This is a genomic window from Mesorhizobium sp. M3A.F.Ca.ET.080.04.2.1 (genome assembly GCF_003952525.1).
Lineage (GTDB): Bacteria > Pseudomonadota > Alphaproteobacteria > Rhizobiales > Rhizobiaceae > Mesorhizobium.
Genome location: NZ_CP034451.1, coordinates 4650129 through 4665275, shown reverse-complemented (window position 1 = coordinate 4665275; position 15147 = coordinate 4650129). Strand labels below are relative to the sequence as shown.

Here is a 15147-nt window from a genome sequence, read left to right as displayed (position 1 = left end):
TAGTGCCCTCTCCAATGGAGCGGAGTTCGTGACGCGAACGGCTCGCCTCGTGGGACGGCCCCGCGCGCTTCTGTGCCGGACGGGCCTGACCGCGTAAGACACACAGGTCACGGCCTGGCATTGCTCGGCTCGCCATAGACCGGTGTCGCGATTCCTTCCATGCGCGCCTTGAGCTGCAGCGCCACGAATTTCGAATAGAAGCGCGACAGCGCCAGATTGCCGCCGTGAAACCACAGCGCTTCCTGCGCCGTCGGCTTCCACATGTTGCGCAATTCGCCCTGCCATGGGCCAGGATCGCCCTTCACGCCGGAGCCCAGGCCCCAGCACGGGCCGACCTTGTCCGCGACCTCGCGCGAGACGATCGTAGCCACAGTCTCGTTCATCGACTGGAAGCCGGTGCAGCAGACGATCGCATCGATAGCGAGCTCGCTGCCGTCCTCGAACAGGATGCCTTGCGGCGTCAGCGACTTGATGCCGGCGCCGCTCCGCACGCCAATCTGGCCGTTGATGATCAGTTCGCAAGCGCCGACGTCGATATAGAAGCCCGAGCCGGTGCGGTAGGCCTTCATCAGCAGCCCGGTCTCGTCCTCGCCGAAATCGATGGCGAAGCCGCTGTCGCTGAGGCGCCGGTAGAATTCGGCATCCCGCGCACGGATAACGTCGTAGAGCGCGCGCTGCCCCTTCGGCACCAGCGCAAACGGCGTCGAGGCGACGATCAGGTCGGCCTTGTCCGTCGTGATGCCGCGCGCCAGCGCCTTTTCCGAGAAGATCTCGAAGCCGACTTCCATCAGCGTGTCGGACTTCACCACTGTCGTCGGCGAGCGCTGGACCATGGTGACCTCGGCGCCCGCCTCCCAGAGGTCCACGCTGACGTCATGCCCCGAGCTTGCCGCGCCGATCACCGCGACGCGCTTGCCGCGGAATTTTTCGCCGCTGGAATACTGGCTGGAATGCAGCAATTCGCCCTTGAAGCTCTCGGCGCCAGGCAAATCGATCCTGCGGGGCGGCCCGTAGGCGCCGGTGGCGAAGACGATGTGCTTGGGCTTCAGCGTCATGCGCTGGCCGACGCGGTCGACCACCACCGTCCAGACCTTTTCCGCCTCGTCATAGGCAGCGCTGATGCATTTGGTGGCGACCCAGTAGTTCAGTTCCATCACCCGGGCATACATTTCCAGCCAATCGCCCATCTTGTCCTTGGGCGTGAACACCGGCCAGTTTTCCGGGAACGGGATGTAGGGCAGATGGTCGTACCAGACCGGATCATGCAGCACGAGCGAGCGATAGCGGTTGCGCCAGGAATCGCCGGCGCGCGCGTTCTTCTCGATGATCAGGGCGGGAACGCCGAGCTGCCGCAGCCTTGCGCCGAGCATGATGCCCGCCTGGCCGCCGCCGATCACCAGGCAATAAGGCTGCTCGTGCACGCCGAGGTCGCGCGCCTCGCGCGCTCGGGCTTCCGCCCAGGTCTCGCGCTGAGGATCGGCCTTGTGGCGCAGGCCAAGCGGCCGCGCCGGGCCCTTCCGCTCCTCGAAGCCCTTGAGTTCGCTCATCGCCGTGAGCAGCGTCCGGCAGCGGCCGTCCTTGAGGCGCAGAATCCCCTCGCCGCGCGCCACGGCCGTCTCGAAGGTGAACCAGGCTTCGACCACGCCATCGTCGGCACTGGCTTCGCCGGACAGGCGCCAATGCGATGGCTGCGCCGTCGCCAGCGTCGCCGTCAGCATCTCGCGGATCGCCGCCTGCCCCTCCATGGTCTTGACGTTCCAGGTGAAGCTTAGCAGATCGCGCCAGTAGCAATCGTCAACGAAAAGGCTGGTGACCGCCTCGATCTCGCCTGCCTCGAGCGCACGGCCGAAGGACGCGAGCCAGGTGGCTGCCTGCTGTGATGGTCCGATGTCGAGCATTGTCGTCTTTCTTGCCGGCCGCGCCTGCGCCGCCTTCACTCATGTCAGCCGTCGCCAAGAACCTAGCATATTTGCGATTGCTCGCTCCTGACCATAGCCAATGTCGACAGGCCGTCCGCGTCGCCCGCCCGGCGTCTTGATGCTCAAAATGCGCGCAGCATGCCGGCAGCCGAAGTCTTTATAGAATTCCTATATCTTTTCGCTCCGCCCCGTCTCGAACCTTTATGGCGACAGGCTCCATATTCCGTTCCGAAAAGACTCCCTTTGACCGCCGTCATCGCCAAGGTGACGCGCGACTGCGTGCAGCTTCGAGAGCCAGAAACGAAACAAGGAACATCTGCAATGGACCTCATTGTTCTTGGCGTCGGGATTTTATTCTTTGTCCTGTCCTTAGCCTACGTCAAAGCCTGCGACAGAATTTGAGAGGAAGCCCCGGCAATGCTTTTCGATTACACCCTCGGCGGCGCGGTCACCTTGTTCCTGCTTGCCTACCTCACCTACGCGCTCATTCGCCCAGAGCGCTTCTGACCGGCGCATGGGAAGCTCATCATGACACTCAATGGCTGGATACAGATCGTCGTCTATTGCGCGATCCTGCTCTTGCTGGTGAAGCCGCTCGGCGGCTACTTGCACCGCGTCTTCAGCGGTGACCGCACCTTCCTGTCGGTGGCGCTTGTACCGATCGAACGCAGTCTTTATCGCCTCGCCGGAACGAGCCAGAATCAAGAACAGCACTGGGCCGCCTACACGACCGCCATGCTGCTTTTCAACCTCGCCGGCCTGCTGGTTCTCTATGCGCTGCAGCGGCTGCAGGGCCTGCTTCCCTACAATCCCGCGGGAATGACCGGCGTCGACCCAGGACTTGCCTTCAACACTGCCGCCAGCTTCGTCACCAACACGAACTGGCAGAACTACGGCGGCGAAAGCACGATGTCCTATCTGGTGCAGATGGCCGGCCTGACCGTTCAGAACTTCGTCTCGGCCGCCACGGGAATTGCCGTCGCGATCGCCCTGATCCGCGGCTTCGCGCGCGCTTCCGGCAAATCGATCGGCAATTTCTGGGTCGATCTCACACGCTGCACGCTCTACCTGCTCCTTCCCGCCTGCATCGTGCTGACGCTCGTCTATGTCTGGCTGGGCATCCCACAGACGCTCGGGCCCTATGTCGCCGCCACCACGCTGGAAGGCGCCAGGCAGACGATCGCGCTCGGCCCGGTCGCCTCGCAGGTCGCCATCAAGATGCTCGGCACCAATGGCGGCGGCTTCTTCAACGCCAATGCCGCGCATCCCTTCGAGAATCCGGACGCGATCTCGAACCTCATCCAGATGCTGACCATCTTCGCCTTGGGTGCTGCTCTCACCAACGTCTTCGGCCGCATGGTCGGCAACCAGCGCCAGGGCTGGGCGATCCTGGCTGCGATGGGCGTTTTGTTCCTCGCCGGCGTAGTCGTCTGCTACTGGGCCGAGGCCGCCGGCAATCCGCTCGTGCATGCCCTGGGCATCGACGGCGGCAACATGGAAGGCAAGGAGACCCGCTTCGGCATCGCCTTGTCGGCGCTGTTTGCCGTCATCACCACGGCCGCCTCCTGCGGCGCCGTCAATGCCATGCATGATAGCTTCACCGCGCTTGGCGGCATGATCCCGCTCATCAACATGCAGCTCGGTGAGGTCATCGTCGGCGGCGTCGGCGCCGGCCTCTATGGCATCCTGATGTTCGTCGTCGTGGCCGTCTTCGTCGCCGGCCTGATGGTCGGCCGCACGCCGGAATATCTCGGCAAGAAAATCGAGGCCAAGGAGGTCAAGATGGCGATGCTGGCCATCCTGTGCCTACCGCTGGCGATGCTGATCTTCACCGCGATCGCAGTGGTCCTGCCGAGCGCGGTGGCCTCGTGGCCAATGGCGGCCCGCATGGCTTCTCCGAGGTGCTCTATGCCTATACTTCGGCGGCCGCGAACAACGGCTCCGCCTTCGGCGGCCTGAACGGCAACACGCCCTGGTACAACATCACCATCGCCGTCGGCATGCTGATGGGTCGCTTCCTGGTGATCATTCCGGCGTTAGCCATCGCCGGCTCGCTGGCCGCGAAGAAGACCGTGCCCGCCTCCGCCGGCACCTTCCCGACCGACGGCATGCTGTTTGTCGGCCTGCTGGTGGGCGTCATCGTCATCGTCGGCGGCCTCACATTCTTCCCCTCGCTCGCCGTCGGCCCGATCGTGGAACACTTAGCGATGATCCACGGACAGACGTTCTGAGATGCCCTGGTTCAACAACATATTTCGGCACGATCGTCACCAGCCCGGTAACGGAAGATCTGACGGCGGCGGGGACGAGAAGCCTCGTCCTTTCCCGACTTTCTCCACCTTCCTCGGCATGGCTGCCGTACTGCTCGTGCTGTGGCTGCTGGCCTCCGGCCTTCCGCACCTCTTGCCGAAGGCCGAACAGCCGGCGCCGTCTAACATCACCGATACCGGAGCCGTCAAATGAGCCAGTCCAAATCCGCAAGCATCATGGATGCCCGCATCCTGATGCCCGCTATTGGCGGTGCCTTCCGCAAGCTCGACCCGCGCACGCTGATCCGCAATCCGGTGATGTTCGTCGTCGCCATCGTCTCGGCGCTTACCACCGTTCTGTTCCTCAAGGATGTCACCACCGGTGGCGGCGATCTCGGCTTCACCCTGCAGATCATCATCTGGCTCTGGTTCACCGTGCTGTTCGCCAACTTCGCCGAAGCCGTGGCCGAAGGCCGGGGCAAGGCGCAGGCGGATTCACTGCGCAAGGCGCGCACCGAGACCCAGGCCAAGCTGCTCACCAACGGCGAGGATCGCACGAAGTTCAAGCTCGTGCCCGGTACGAGCCTGAAGGTCGGCGATGTCGTGCTGGTCGAGGCTGGCGACATCATCCCTTCGGACGGCGAGGTGATCGAAGGTGTCGCCTCCGTCAACGAAGCCGCGATCACCGGCGAATCCGCGCCCGTCATCCGTGAATCCGGCGGCGACCGCTCGGCCGTCACCGGCGGCACTCAGGTGCTGTCCGACTGGATCCGCGTGCGCATTTCCGCCGCATCCGGCCAAACCTTCCTCGACCGCATGATTTCACTGGTCGAAGGCGCCGAACGCCAGAAGACCCCGAACGAGATCGCGCTCAACATCCTGCTGGTCGGCATGACCCTGATCTTCGTGCTGGCGACAGCGACCATCCCGAGCTTCGCTTCCTATTCGGGCGGCTACATCTCGGTCACGATCCTGGTCGCCTTGTTCGTGACGCTGATCCCGACCACGATCGGTGCGCTGCTCTCGGCCATCGGCATCGCCGGCATGGATCGCCTCGTTCGCTTCAACGTGCTCGCCATGTCGGGCCGCGCCGTCGAAGCAGCCGGCGACGTCGACACGCTGCTGCTCGACAAGACCGGCACCATCACGCTCGGCAATCGGCAGGCAACCGAATTTCGTCCGATCGGGGGCGTCAGCGAGCGGGAACTGGCGGATGCCGCCCAACTCGCCTCGCTGGCCGACGAGACGCCGGAGGGCCGCTCGATCGTCGTGCTCGCCAAGCAGATATACGGCATCCGCGCCCGCGACATGGCGACCTTGCACGCGACCTTCGTGCCGTTCACCGCGCAGACCCGCATGAGCGGCGTCGACATCGACGGCTCGTCGGTGCGCAAGGGCGCGGTCGATGCGGTGCTGGCTCACGTCAACCGGGCGACGGTCGCCGCCCGCGGCACGCGGCCCACAAGCGACGCCATTCGCGATCTGCAGGCCATCGCCGACGAGATCGCCAAGGCTGGCGGCACGCCGCTAGCGGTCGAACGCGACGGACGCCTGCTTGGCATCGTCCACCTCAAGGACATCGTCAAGGGCGGCATTCGAGAGCGCTTCGCCGAGCTGCGCAAGATGGGCATCCGCACTGTGATGATCACCGGTGACAATCCGCTGACCGCAGCGGCCATTGCGGCAGAAGCCGGCGTCGACGATTTCCTCGCCCAGGCGACGCCGGAGAACAAACTGTCGCTGATCCGCGAGGAGCAGGCCAAGGGCAAGCTGGTCGCCATGTGCGGCGACGGCACCAATGATGCGCCGGCGCTCGCCCAGGCCGATGTCGGTGTCGCCATGAACACCGGCACCGTCGCCGCGCGCGAGGCTGGCAACATGGTCGACCTCGACAGCGACCCGACAAAGCTGATCGAGATCGTCGAGATCGGCAAGGCGCTGCTGATGACACGCGGATCGCTGACTACCTTCTCGATCGCCAACGACGTGGCGAAATACTTCGCCATCATCCCGGCCATGTTCGCGGTCTTCTATGTCGCGCCCGGACAATCCGCCGGGCCGTTGCAGGCGCTCAACATCATGCATCTGGCGACGCCGCAGAGCGCCATTCTGTCGGCCATCATCTTCAACGCGCTGATCATCATCGCGCTGATCCCGCTGTCGCTGAAGGGGGTGAGGTACAGAGCCATCGGCGCCGGCGCGCTGCTCACCCGCAACCTGTTCGTCTATGGGCTCGGCGGCATCGTCGTACCGTTCGTCGGCATCAAGGCGATCGACCTGATCGTCACCGCCTTCGGCCTCGCGTAAGGATCTCTTCCATGCTCAAGCAACTCAGACCGGCGATCGTCATGATCGCCTTCTTCAGCGTGCTCACCGGCCTGATCTATCCGATCGGCATGACCGGCATCGCACAGGCGCTGTTTCCAAAACAGGCAAACGGCAGCCTGATCACCAGGAACGGCAAGGTGATCGGCTCCAGCCTGATCGGCCAAGCCTTCGCCAGCGATCGCTATTTCCACGGCAGACCCTCTGCCGCCGGCAACGGCTATGACGCTTCATCATCCGGCGGTTCCAATCTCGGACCGGCCAATCCGAAGCTGACCGAGCGCATCAAGGCCGACGCCGACAAGCTGAAGACCGAAAACCCGAATGCACCGGTGCCGATCGACCTCATCACCACGTCGGGCAGCGGTCTCGATCCCGACATCAGCCCGCAGGCCGCCTATTTCCAGGTTCCCCGGGTTGCGAAAGCGAGGGGCATCGACGAGGCGAAGGTGAAGATGCTCGTCGACAGCCATATTGCGGATCGCGAGCTCGGCTTCCTGGGCGAGCCGGTGGTCGACGTGCTCGCCCTCAACCTCGCGCTGGATGATCTGAAATAGGCAGGCAAAGCGCCGGGGATCGACACCATCCCCGGCGCAATTCATGATTGGATCGATGCCGGACGACAGGACCAATCTCGAGAACAGACCTTCTCCCGACGCGCTGCTCGAGCATGCCGAGCGGGAGGGTCGCGGCCGGCTGCGCATATTTCTCGGGGCCGCGCCCGGTGTCGGCAAGACCTACGAGATGCTGATGGCGGGCCGCGCCCGGCGCGCCGAAGGTATCGATGTCGTGGTCGGCATCGTCGAGACGCATGGCCGCAAAGAAACCCAGGCCCTCGTCGACGGCTACGAGGTGATCCCGCGCCGCCAGGTCGAGTACAAGGGACGCGCCCTTGAGGAGATGGATATCGACGCCATCCTGAAGCGGCTGCCGGCGCTCGTCCTGGTCGACGAGCTTGCCCACACCAACGCGCCCGGCAGCAGGCATCCCAAGCGCTATCTCGATGTGCAGGAGATCCTCAGGCAAGGCATTGACGTTTACACCACGCTGAACATCCAGCATGTCGAGAGCCTGAACGATGTCGTGGCCCAAATCACTCGGATCAGGGTGCGCGAGACGGTTCCCGATTCCATCATCGACCAGGCCGACGACATCGAGATCATCGACCTCACCCCCGACGACCTGATCCAACGGCTGCGGGAAGGCAAGGTCTACTTCCCTCACACCGCCCAGCGAGCGATCGAGAACTATTTTTCGCCGGGCAATTTGACGGCGCTGCGCGAGCTGGCGTTGCGCCGCACCGCCCAGCGCGTCGACGAGCAGTTGCTCAACCACATGCAGTCCCACGCCATTCCCGGGCCGTGGGCGGCGGGCGAGCGGGTTCTTGTCTGCGTCGACGCGCGTCCGGGCGGGGCCGCCCGCATCCGCTACGCGCGAAGGCTGGCCGACCGGCTCCGTGCGCCCTGGACGGCGCTCCATGTCGACACCCCGCGCATCGCCGGCATGTCCGAGGAGGACAAGGACCGGCTGGCGACGAACCTGCGTCTTGCCGAGCAGCTTGGCGCCGAGACCGCGACCATTCCTGGCCAGAACGTCGCCCAGGATATCATTCGCCACGCGACGGCGAACAACTTCACCCATATCGTCGTCGGCCGACCGACCCGCTCGCGCTGGCGGGAGCTGATCGAGGGTTCGCTCACCTATGATCTGATCCGCAATGCCGGCAACATCAGCGTCCATGTCATTGCCGGCACCGAACGCGACGCGGAGGTCGCCTCTGCGAGGGTCAAGGCCGCAGCCGAACAGAAGCCTTTTCAGATCTGGCCCTACCTGTTCGCCACCGCCTTTGTCGCCGGCGCGGTGGCAGTCAGCTCGGTACTCGATCAATTCCTCGACGTTCGCAATCTCGCGATCGTGCTTCTGCTGTCGGTGCTGACATCGGCGGTGACGTTCGGGCTTTGGCCAGCACTTTACGCCTGCTTTCTGAGCGCGCTTGCCTTCAACTACTTCTTCCTCGAGCCTCGCTACACGCTGACGATCAGGGAACCAGAGAGCATCGTTGCCTTTGCCGTTTTCCTCGTCGTCGCTGTCATCGCCAGCAATCTGACCGCCCGCGTTCAACGCCAGGCGGTCGCCGCCCGCTCGCGCGCCCGGGCCACGCAAGATATCTACTCCTTTTCGAAGAAGCTGGCCGGCGCCGGCACGCTCGACGACGTGCTTTGGGCCACCGCCTTCCAGATCGCCTCGATGCTGAAGCTGCGCGTGGTGCTGCTGCTGCCCGAAAACGGCACCATCACCGTCAAGGCCGGCTACCCGCCGGACGATACGCTGGCCGAGGCCGACATCGCGGCGGCGCGCTGGGCGTGGGAGCATGACCGGCCGGCCGGCCGCGGCGCCGATACGCTGCCCGGCGCGAAGCGGCTCTATCTGCCGTTGCGAACGGGACGTACGGCCGTCGGCGTGGTCGGCCTCGATAGCGACAAGCAGGGGCCGCTGCTGACGCCCGATCAGCAGCGCCTGCTCGATGCGCTTGCCGACCAGGCGGCGGTCGCCATCGAGCGCATCCAGCTCGTCGCCGATGTCGACCGCGCCAAACTGGCGGCGGAGGCCGATCGGCTGCGTTCGGCTCTGCTGAGCTCCATCTCCCATGACCTGAAGACGCCGCTGGCGGCGATCATGGGCGCGGCCGGCACGCTTCGCGAGTTCGCGCCGGCGCTGCCCGAGGAGGATCGGGCCGAGCTTCTGTCGACCGTGCTGACGGAATCGGAAAGGCTGAACCGCTTCATCGCCAATCTGCTCGACATGACCAAGATCGAATCCGGCGCCATGGAGCCGAACTACGCTTTCCACTATGTCGGGGACATTGTCGGGTCGGCGCTCAATCGTGCCCACAAGATCACCGGCGAGCACAGAGTTGACACCGACATTGCGCTGGACCTGCCGATGCTGCGGCTCGATCCCGTGCTGTTCGAGCAGGCGCTGTTCAACCTCCTCGACAACGCCGCCAAATACGCACCGCCCGGCTCGGCCATTCGCTTGCAAGGCTGGGTCGACAACGGCTCCGTCATCCTGCAGGTCATGGACGAGGGGCCGGGCATCCCGCCCGAGGACCTCGAGCGGGTTTTCGACAGCTTCTATCGGGTGCGCAAGGCCGACCAGGTCCGCGCCGGTACCGGCCTTGGCCTGTCGATCAGCCGCGGCTTCATCGAGGCCATGAGCGGCACCATCTCTGCCGGGAACCGCTCGGACCGGTCGGGCGCGGTCTTCACCATCAAAATGCCGCTGCCGGAAGAAGTTCCGGATGTTGCTGCCGCCAAAACGGATGATGCTGCATGACCAATCCGAACGTCAGCATCCTTGTCGTCGACGACGAGCCCCCGATCCGCAAGCTGCTTCGGGTCGGCCTCGGCAGCCAGGGCTACACGGTCTCCGAGGCGCCGAATGGCAAGGCCGCGATCGATCTCATGAACGCGGAGCGGCCCGACCTGATCCTGCTCGATCTCGGCCTACCAGGCATCACCGGCCTCGAGCTGCTCGGCAAATGGCGCGCCGACGGCCTCGACATTCCGGTCGTCATCCTGTCCAGCCGGACCGACGAGGCGGGCATCGTGACGGCGCTTGATCTCGGCGCCGACGACTATGTCACCAAGCCGTTCGGCATGAACGAGCTTATCGCTCGCATTCGCGTCGCGCTGCGCCACAAGTTCCAGCAGCAGGGCGAGAAGCCGGTCTTCCAGACCGGTGATCTCAGCGTCGACCTCGTCAAGCGCATCGTCAAGGTCGAGGGCAAGGAGGTGAAGCTGTCGCCGAAGGAATACGACATCCTGCGCATCCTCGTGCAGTACGCCGGCAAGGTGCTTACCCACCGGTTCCTGATGAACCATATCTGGAACGATTCGACCGATGTGCAGTATCTCAGGGTCTATGTTCGCCAGCTGCGTCAGAAGATCGAGAAGACGCCGGACCAGCCACGCTACATCACGACCGAGACCGGCGTCGGCTACCGTTTGCGCGAGGTTGACTGAGCCGAGCGCGCCGATGCCCGATTGGCCATTTTCCTTGGCACGATGATCAACCAGCTGGTCATCTCCCAGCCTTGGGACCATGGTACATCGGGACAGACGCCCTATATTATCGCGAAGGTTCTTTTTCTGCGGAAGGAAGCGATGGCGCACCCTCGCCTGTTGACGATTGGGATATCGGCGGTTCTCACGGCGGCTGTGCTGTCGGGCATGGCGTCGCATGCCTCGGCCCAAGTCGCCATCCCTGCAAATCGCAACGCCATCCAGCAGAACGAGCTGCAGATGCTGCAGAACCGGCTGCAGCGGCAGCAGTTCCAGCAAGAGCAGCAGTTCTATCGCGAGCAGGACCGGCAGGTCGTGCCGAAGCCTCGCCCCGACGTGCCGGTGGTCAAGCCGAGTTGCCAGTCCCAGGTGATCGGCAACACAATTTCACGCGTTTGCCGCTGACAATCCGCTTTTTTCGGATTATTTAGCCGACTTACTTGCTGGCAATGCCGGATCGCATGGGCGGCGGTTTTGGGGTTTTGCACGGGCGATGCCTCGTCGCGCGCGGTGTGGGCGCGACCGGGGCTTGGCCCTTGACCGGATTTTGGGATGGCTACAGCCAAGAAGAAAGCAGTGCGCAAGGCAAGGAAGGGAGAGCGGATCCGCCAGGTCGCGGCCATTCCCTTCCGCCTGGACGGACGAGGCGGCATGGAAGTGATGCTGGTCACATCGCGCACCACGCGTCGCTTCATCGTGCCCAAGGGGTGGCCGATGAAGAGCAAGAGCGGGCGCAAGGCGGCGATGATCGAGGCCCAGGAAGAAGCGGGCGTGCTGGGGAAGATCCTGAAGCAGCCGGCCGGCACTTATTCCTATTGGAAGCGGCTGGAGAGCCGTTTCGTACGCGTCGACGTCATCGTCTACCTCCTTGCCGTTGGCGAGGAGATGGCCGACTGGCAAGAGTCCGGGAAGCGCGAACGGGCCTGGCTTCCGCCGGCGGATGCAGCACTGCTGATCGACGAGCCGGAACTTTCGACATTGCTCAGGGATTTGCGGATTCCCGCCGCCGAGGCGACCTGAAATCCCTCATGTCGCGTCGTCCGGAAAAGGTCGCGCCGGGGTTCCTGTATAGGCCCACAGCCACTCCCTTGGCAGCGGTCCCTTGTTGCGCTCGCTCTCCTGCGACTGCTCCCAGGCATGCGCGAGGATGCCGACCGAGCGCGACAAGACGAACAGGCCGCGCGTCAGCGCCGGCGGGAAGCCAAGCTCGCCATAGATGACGGCGGTGGCCCCATCGATGTTGAGCGGGATCGCCTTCCCCTTGCGCCTGGCCACGTCCGCCTCGATCGTCTCGGCGATGTCGGCGTAGCGGCCGCCGACCACGCCGCGGGCCGCAAACGCGCGCGTCAGTTGAATGAGGCGAGGCGCCCGTGGGTCGACCGGGTGGAAACGATGGCCGAGGCCGGGCACATAACCCTTCTCCTCGGCAAAGAAGCGGTCGAGCCGGATTGTTGCCGCCTCGGCCAGCGTCGCGCCGCCATCCATCGCCGCCGCGATGTCGCCATAGAAGGCAAGCGCCTGCTCGCCGGCGCCGCCATGCACGTCGCCCAGCACGTTGATGGCCGAAGCCATGGCGTTGTTGATGCCGACGCCGCAGGTCGCCGCCATGCGCGCAATCGCAATCGACGGCGCTTGCGGGCCGTGGTCGACGGCGGCGCCGAGTGCTATGCCGAGAAGCGCTGCCTGCTCCTCGCTCGGCAGTTCTCCGCGCAGCATCAACCAGATCATCGCCGGGAAGCCGACGCGGCCGATCAGGTCCTGGATTTCATAGCCGCGCAGCCGGATGACGCCGGGATGCATCTCGATGATGCCGGTCTGCCACCATTCCTCGCCGCGCTCGCGGCCAGTCTTCTTCTGCGCGCTCATGGCCGCGTTCCCGTCTTGTCACGCTTCGGCAGTGCGGCAAGGATTTCGTCCATATGCTCGCCGAGGCGCGGCGGCGGGGCGGCGGGCGACGGTGCCGCGCCGTCGACCATGAAGCCGCCGCGCACCACCGTCAGCGGTCTGTCCATGCCGGGGACGTGCTGGAAGCGGGTCGCCATGCCACGCTCCGTAACCTGACGTTCTTCCAGCACCTGAGGGATCGTCAGCACCCGTCCCGCCGGCACGCCGGCCCGGTTGAGCTTTTCCTCCCAGGCTGCGGCCGGCGCGCCCGCAAGGGCTTCTTCGATCAATAGCTTCAACGCCGCGCGATTGCGCTTGCGTGTTTCGCGCTCCGCAAAGCGCGGCTCCGACGCCAGTTCCGGCCGTCCGATCAATTCGCACAGCGTGACGAACTGCTCCTGCTTGTTGGCAGCGATGTTGAGCAGGCCAGCGCCGGTGCGAAATGCACCCGAGGGTGCTGCGGTCATGTTCTCATTGCCCATGGGCTGCGGCTCGACGCCTGCCGTCAGATAGTTCGACACCGGCCAGCCGAGCGCCGACAACGTGCATTCCAGCATCGAGACGTCGAGAAAGGCGCCCTCGCCGCTCGTCTTCTGCCGCACCAGCGCCGCGGCGATCGCAAAAGCTCCGACCAGGCCGCCGAGTGTGTCGGCCACGGGATAGCCGACGCGCAGCGGCGCGGTGTCCGGCGTGCCGGTGATGCTCATGATCCCGGACAGTCCCTGGATGATCTGATCGTAGGCGGGGTTGCCGCGCATCGGTCCGGTCTGCCCGAAGCCCGATATGGCGCAATAGACCAGGCTCGGCCGTATTTCTCTCAGCTGTTCATGGCCGAGGCCCAAACGGTCCATGACGCCGGGGCGGAAATTCTCCACCAGCGCATCCGACGTGGCGACGAGATCGAGGAAGCGGTCCCGGTCCGCCTCGTTCTTCAGATCGAGCACGACCGATCGTTTGCCGGCATTCTGCGCCAGGAACGAGGCGCCCATGCCGGCACTGTTGAGCTCCGGCGAAGCGCCAAGCTGGCGCGCGAGATCGCCGCCCGGCGGCGCTTCGATCTTGATCACGTCGGCCCCGAGCAGCGCCAGCTGATAGGCGCAATAGGGGCCTGCCAGCACATTGGTGAGGTCGAGGACGCGGATGCCGGAAAGCAGGCCGTTCATGGCGCAGCGAGCCGTTCAGGCGTCGCCGGGCACATGCTCCGGCCCGCGCCTGCGCCGGTGCTCGATATAGGCCCAGATGTGCGGGCCGGCGAGGCCGATGAAGGCGAGCGTCAAGAGCGTCAGCGACAGCGGATGCCGGAAGAACACCGTCCAGTCGCCATTGGCGATCGTCATCGCCCGGCGGAACTGCGTTTCGGCAAGCGGCCCGAGGATCATGCCGATGATGACCGGCGCCGTGGGAAAATCGAAGCGCCGCATCAGGAAGCCCGCGGCACCCAGCAGATAAAGGATGAGGAGGTCGATGGGCGACTGCGAGATGCCATAGGTGCCGACCGTGGCGAAGACCAGGATACCGGCATAGAGCTGCGGCGCCGGTATCTTCAATAGCCGCACCCATAGCCCGATCAGCGGCAGGTTGAGGATGACGAGTATGACGTTGGCGATGAACAGGCTGGCGATCAGGCCCCAGACGAGATTGGCCTGCGTCGTCAAGAGCAGCGGTCCGGGATTGATGCCGTAGCTCTGGAAGGCGGAAAGCATGATCGCGGCGGTCGCCGAGGTCGGCAGGCCCAGCGTCAGCATCGGCACCAGCACGCCGGCGGCCGAGGCGTTGTTGGCCGCCTCCGGCCCGGCCACGCCCTCGATGGCGCCGACGGTTCCGAACTCTTCCTTGTGCTTCGACAGCTTCTTTTCGATCGCATAGGAGAGGAAGGTGGGGATCTCGGCACCGCCGGCTGGCATCGCGCCGATCGGGAAGCCGATCACCGCGCCGCGCAGCCAAGGCTTCCACGAGCGCGCCCATTCGGCAGCCGTCATGTAGAGCGAGCCCCTCAGCGGCACGATCTCGTCCTTGCCGGCATAGCGGCGCGAGGCCATGTAGAGCGTCTCGCCGACGGCGAAGAGGCCGACCGCCACGATGATGACGTCGACGCCGTCGAGCAGTTCGCCCGTGCCGAAGGTGAAGCGCGGCTGCCCGGTCTGCAGGTCGACGCCGATCATGCCGATGACGAAGCCGACGAAAAGGCTAGTCAGTCCTCGCACGGAGGACGAGCCGAGCACCGCCGAAACGGTGATGAAGGCGAGCACCATCAGCGAGAAATACTCCGCCGGTCCGAACGCCAGCGCAAACTTGACCACGACCGGTGCCAGGAATGCCACGCCAAGCGTGCCGATGGTCCCGGCCACGAAGGAGCCGATGGCCGAGGTGGCGAGCGCAGCCCCGCCGCGCCCGGAGCGCGCCATCCGGTTGCCTTCGAGCGCAGTGACGATAGTGGCGCTTTCACCAGGCGTGTTGAGCAGGATCGACGTCGTCGATCCGCCATACATGGCGCCGTAATAGATGCCGGCGAACAAAATGAAGGAAGCTTCCGGCGCCACTTGGTAGGTGATCGGCAATAGCAGCGCAATGGTCAGCGCCGGCCCGAGGCCTGGGAGCACCCCGATGGCGGTGCCGAGGGTTGTGCCGACCAGGCACCACATAAGGTTGGTCGGCGTGAAGGCGACTGCAAATCCGTGCGCGAGATAACCGAGCGTGTCCATGATC

The 15147-nt window shown here is 64.9% G+C and carries 13 protein-coding genes and 1 pseudogene; 10 read left to right on the top strand and 4 right to left on the bottom strand.

The annotated features are described in order from the left end of the window. Positions 1-107: 107 nt before the first annotated feature. Entirely contained in the window at positions 108-1898 is a 1791-nt protein-coding gene (locus EJ074_RS22270) for an NAD(P)/FAD-dependent oxidoreductase (protein WP_095804900.1), read from the bottom strand. A gap of 264 nt (positions 1899-2162) precedes the next feature. On the opposite strand from EJ074_RS22270, the gene EJ074_RS29820 reads away from it, so the two are divergent. The 10 genes and pseudogenes from EJ074_RS29820 to EJ074_RS22225 all read left to right on the top strand — a co-directional run bounded on the left by EJ074_RS29820 (position 2163) and on the right by EJ074_RS22225 (position 11577). Then, positions 2163-2321: a hypothetical protein gene (locus EJ074_RS29820; RefSeq protein ID WP_165349997.1), complete on the top strand. Its 159-nt coding sequence runs from the start codon at positions 2163-2165 to the stop codon at positions 2319-2321. Positions 2322-2336: 15 nt separating this feature from the next. Beyond that, positions 2337-2426, top strand: coding sequence for a K(+)-transporting ATPase subunit F (locus tag EJ074_RS22265; protein WP_095804300.1), 90 nt, complete (start codon positions 2337-2339; stop codon positions 2424-2426). Positions 2427-2447: 21 nt separating this feature from the next. Beyond that, positions 2448-4150: pseudogene (kdpA, locus tag EJ074_RS22260) on the top strand (potassium-transporting ATPase subunit KdpA). A 1-nt stretch (position 4151) separates the two neighbouring features. After that, on the top strand, positions 4152-4382 hold the full coding sequence (locus tag EJ074_RS22255; RefSeq protein ID WP_095804302.1) for a hypothetical protein: 231 nt from the start codon (positions 4152-4154) through the stop codon (positions 4380-4382). After that, positions 4379-6475, top strand: coding sequence for a potassium-transporting ATPase subunit KdpB (gene kdpB, locus EJ074_RS22250; protein WP_095804303.1), 2097 nt, complete (start codon positions 4379-4381; stop codon positions 6473-6475). Before EJ074_RS22255 ends, kdpB begins: the two co-directional genes overlap by 4 nt. An 11-nt stretch (positions 6476-6486) precedes the next feature. Beyond that, positions 6487-7050: a potassium-transporting ATPase subunit KdpC gene (kdpC, locus tag EJ074_RS22245; protein ID WP_095804304.1), complete on the top strand. Its 564-nt coding sequence runs from the start codon at positions 6487-6489 to the stop codon at positions 7048-7050. Between the two features lie 55 nt (positions 7051-7105). Further along, on the top strand, positions 7106-9829 hold the full coding sequence (locus EJ074_RS22240; RefSeq protein WP_095804305.1) for a sensor histidine kinase KdpD: 2724 nt from the start codon (positions 7106-7108) through the stop codon (positions 9827-9829). After that, the gene (locus tag EJ074_RS22235; RefSeq protein WP_129553795.1) at positions 9826-10518 is read left to right on the top strand and encodes a response regulator transcription factor; all 693 of its coding nucleotides are present in this window, start codon (positions 9826-9828) and stop codon (positions 10516-10518) included. Before EJ074_RS22240 ends, EJ074_RS22235 begins: the two co-directional genes overlap by 4 nt. 141 nt (positions 10519-10659) lie before the next feature. Further along, positions 10660-10962, top strand: coding sequence for a hypothetical protein (locus EJ074_RS22230; protein WP_095804901.1), 303 nt, complete (start codon positions 10660-10662; stop codon positions 10960-10962). A gap of 147 nt (positions 10963-11109) precedes the next feature. Continuing rightward, the gene (locus EJ074_RS22225; protein WP_095804307.1) at positions 11110-11577 is read left to right on the top strand and encodes an NUDIX hydrolase; all 468 of its coding nucleotides are present in this window, start codon (positions 11110-11112) and stop codon (positions 11575-11577) included. 6 nt (positions 11578-11583) lie between these two features. Here EJ074_RS22225 and EJ074_RS22220 read toward each other — a convergent pair whose 3' ends face one another. From EJ074_RS22220 to EJ074_RS22210, 3 genes are read right to left on the bottom strand one after another with little or no spacing between them, the layout of a single operon-like run. Then, a complete protein-coding gene (locus EJ074_RS22220) occupies positions 11584-12423 on the bottom strand; it encodes a citryl-CoA lyase (RefSeq protein ID WP_095804308.1) in 840 nt (279 codons plus the stop codon). Beyond that, positions 12420-13604 (bottom strand): CoA transferase, encoded by a 1185-nt coding sequence (locus EJ074_RS22215; protein WP_095804309.1) that lies wholly within the window; start codon positions 13602-13604, stop codon positions 12420-12422. The genes EJ074_RS22220 and EJ074_RS22215 overlap by 4 nt, the downstream gene beginning before the upstream one ends. Positions 13605-13619: 15 nt before the next feature. Continuing rightward, positions 13620-15143: a tripartite tricarboxylate transporter permease gene (locus EJ074_RS22210; RefSeq protein WP_129553794.1), complete on the bottom strand. Its 1524-nt coding sequence runs from the start codon at positions 15141-15143 to the stop codon at positions 13620-13622. Positions 15144-15147 lie beyond the last annotated feature (4 nt).

Excerpts from the sequence above, each read along its gene's own strand:
- EJ074_RS22270 (WP_095804900.1), bottom strand. The coding sequence starts at position 1,898 with ATGCTCGACATCGGACCATCACAGCAGGCAGCCACCTGGCTCGCGTCC.
- EJ074_RS22265 (WP_095804300.1), top strand. The coding sequence starts at position 2,337 with ATGCTTTTCGATTACACCCTCGGCGGCGCGGTCACCTTGTTCCTGCTT.
- EJ074_RS22255 (WP_095804302.1), top strand. The coding sequence starts at position 4,152 with ATGCCCTGGTTCAACAACATATTTCGGCACGATCGTCACCAGCCCGGT.
- kdpB (WP_095804303.1), top strand. The coding sequence starts at position 4,379 with ATGAGCCAGTCCAAATCCGCAAGCATCATGGATGCCCGCATCCTGATG.
- kdpC (WP_095804304.1), top strand. The coding sequence starts at position 6,487 with ATGCTCAAGCAACTCAGACCGGCGATCGTCATGATCGCCTTCTTCAGC.
- EJ074_RS22240 (WP_095804305.1), top strand. The coding sequence starts at position 7,106 with ATGCCGGACGACAGGACCAATCTCGAGAACAGACCTTCTCCCGACGCG.
- EJ074_RS22235 (WP_129553795.1), top strand. The coding sequence starts at position 9,826 with ATGACCAATCCGAACGTCAGCATCCTTGTCGTCGACGACGAGCCCCCG.
- EJ074_RS22230 (WP_095804901.1), top strand. The coding sequence starts at position 10,660 with ATGGCGCACCCTCGCCTGTTGACGATTGGGATATCGGCGGTTCTCACG.
- EJ074_RS22225 (WP_095804307.1), top strand. The coding sequence starts at position 11,110 with ATGGCTACAGCCAAGAAGAAAGCAGTGCGCAAGGCAAGGAAGGGAGAG.
- EJ074_RS22220 (WP_095804308.1), bottom strand. The coding sequence starts at position 12,423 with ATGAGCGCGCAGAAGAAGACTGGCCGCGAGCGCGGCGAGGAATGGTGG.
- EJ074_RS22215 (WP_095804309.1), bottom strand. The coding sequence starts at position 13,604 with ATGAACGGCCTGCTTTCCGGCATCCGCGTCCTCGACCTCACCAATGTG.
- EJ074_RS22210 (WP_129553794.1), bottom strand. The coding sequence starts at position 15,143 with ATGGACACGCTCGGTTATCTCGCGCACGGATTTGCAGTCGCCTTCACG.